Origin of the sequence: Acinetobacter sp. YH12218 (assembly GCF_013417925.1) — a bacterium.
Taxonomy (GTDB): Bacteria; Pseudomonadota; Gammaproteobacteria; order Pseudomonadales; family Moraxellaceae; genus Acinetobacter; species Acinetobacter amyesii.
Window position 1 is genome coordinate 1 of record NZ_VPDB01000144.1, and the last position, 2,421, is coordinate 2,421.

Below are 2,421 nucleotides of genomic sequence, written 5' to 3' on the forward strand. Positions count from 1 at the left end.
GTTAAAATGCTGTGCTGCTTTTCGCACAGACATTTCATCTCGAATCATAATTTCTATGACTTTGTCTTTAAAATCTTTTGAATATCCCATATCTCTATTGTTCTATAGTTTTTAGGATTTGGCTATACATTTTTGATAACCCCTCATATGCCCGTGAAGGATTATCTTGGACTCCTAATAAATACCAACGCTCTGCTTTTTCAAAATCTGGTGATCGACCAAAATCTTTAACTCTATATAGTTCTGCCAAGTTCAATTTAGCATCTTTGTTACCATACCTATTTGCTTCTAAAAAACATTCTTCAGCCTTTTGAAAATCCTTATCTTTTCCTAACCCAGCAAAATAAATCATACCTAATGAATTTATAGCTTCATGGTTATTAGCTTTTGCAGCCTTTTCAAACCAATAGTAAGCTTTATCATAATTAGGTTTGATATTATCTAACCCATTTAGATAGACCCATCCCATTAGATTCTCTTTTTCATCTAAGGATAAATCTTTTAAATTAAGAATTTCACACTGCTTACTACTACTTCCTGCTAATTTACACTCTTCCTCGAGCGTAGGGAACTTGTCCTGTTTATTCAAATTTGTACAAGCAATTAAGCTACATATAACAATGCTTATAGCGGAAATAAACAGAACTTTATTTTTGAGCATTATTATGCTATCTCTTATAAATTACAGAAAATTATTTGAATACTTACTGTTTTATCTTTTCTTTTGCACTTGAGATGCCTTGCTCATATGCTTTATTAAAGTAAAATTGAGATAAACTTTCATTTAACTTATTATAATCTGGAGATGAATATATGACCCCTAAGTTATAAGATGCTTGTCCTTTACTCATTTTACTAGCTAATTCAAAATACTTAATAGCTCGATCCACATCTTTAGTGATACCATTACTATTTATCAAATTAATACCCAAATTTAAAGCAGCCTCAGCATTATTTAATGATGCAGATTTTTCCCAGTAATTATTACAAATTTTATAGTCTTGTTTAACAACCACACCTTCGCAATATATCAACCCTAACTCAAATAATGAAAGAGCATCATTTTTTTCGGCTGCACTTTTTAAATAATTTAACCCTTCTTCAATATTTCCTTCTTCAATATAAATAGAGCCTATAGAGCCCATTGCATCAACATCATTCAACTTAGCAGCTTTAAGATAATATTTTTTTGCATTTTCTATACTTTTTTGAACTCCAGTTCCAGTGTAGTACTTAAAACCAGTATTATACATAGCGGAGACATTTCCATTATCTGCCGATTTTTTTGTCCACTCAAATGATTTTTTAGTATCATAAGTTCCACTCAGCGCTTTAAAATAAATATCTGCCAATATTAGTTGAGCATCACTATTACCCTCTTTTGCCAAGTTTTCATAAATAGGTTCGAGTCTTTTATAATATTCTTTCTTTTCATCAGAGTTTGATGGTGCAGCTTCTGCTTGTGATCTTAACTGCTCAGCTTGTTCAAATGTCATATTTAAATCAGATGATGTATTTGAAGCATTACAAGCAGTAATACATATACTTACAGCTAGACTCACTAATAATTTCTTTTTCAGCATTTTGTACATAACCTCTTAAAAACTCATTTTGTTAAAAATGTCATTAATGTTGACATTATTTGGCGGAATATGTGCATGAGAGCGAGGATCATACTCAGGAATGGTTTTGGGATCGATATATGATCGGGGCTTTGGTTTAGGTACACTTTTTTCACATCTACCATTTCGACCATTACAAATGGGCCCACGTGGGTCATTTGTAAAACAAGCTTCAACCTTATAGCTAGATAAACTAGGTATAACATGTCCACTTGAAATTCCAGCACTAGCAGCGACTCCTCTATCATATGTCGACATTAAGCCATCACTAGATGCTTCACCTAAACCAGTTTTACCAAAACCTATACCTCTAAATAATACAACACTAGCACTTACATCTCCCCACCCACCATTCAATGCGTCTTTATAAACACCATCATATGGGTCATGAAAAGTTACTGATCTACTTCCTGCCGCTCCTAAAGTGCCCCCCCGCCCATATGAGCCACCACCAACAACTATTGATGCGACACCTCTTTCATTATTTAGGCATTGGGATCTTAAATCATATTTAATTCCTGTTCCGGCAAGAACACTAACTTGATAACTTGAACCAGTCCATTCAGTTAACCCCATCGGATCTACCCACTGATTCGGATCACTTACATAAGCTAAATTATTAAGTCCGCCAGCTAGTCCAATAGGATCTTTACTTACATATCTCGCACTATACGGCTCATAATAACGGTAACGGTTATAATGTAATCCAGTTTCACTATCGTAATATTGCCCTTGGAAACGAATATTGGTTTGCTCAAGTAAATTATGAGAAGCCTTTATTTCTAAAGCTTCACCCCAT

3 protein-coding genes are annotated in these 2,421 nt (G+C 33.8%); all 3 read right to left on the reverse strand.

The window, feature by feature from the left end; genetic code table 11:
- Positions 1-94: 94 nt before the first annotated feature.
- Positions 95-661, reverse strand: coding sequence for a tetratricopeptide repeat protein (locus tag FTV03_RS17475; protein ID WP_257220838.1), 567 nt, complete (start codon positions 659-661; stop codon positions 95-97).
- Between the two features lie 43 nt (positions 662-704).
- Positions 705-1,583: a tetratricopeptide repeat protein gene (locus FTV03_RS17480; RefSeq protein ID WP_163146125.1), complete on the reverse strand. Its 879-nt coding sequence runs from the start codon at positions 1,581-1,583 to the stop codon at positions 705-707.
- A gap of 15 nt (positions 1,584-1,598) precedes the next feature.
- The coding region (locus tag FTV03_RS18075; RefSeq protein ID WP_257220839.1) for an RHS repeat-associated core domain-containing protein at positions 1,599-2,421 on the reverse strand (823 nt) is incomplete at its 5' end.

What these genes read in the sequence shown, in the direction of transcription:
- FTV03_RS17475 (WP_257220838.1), bottom strand. Translation starts at nt 661, where the DNA reads ATGCTCAAAAATAAAGTTCTGTTTATTTCCGCTATAAGCATTGTTATA.
- FTV03_RS17480 (WP_163146125.1), bottom strand. Translation starts at nt 1,583, where the DNA reads ATGCTGAAAAAGAAATTATTAGTGAGTCTAGCTGTAAGTATATGTATT.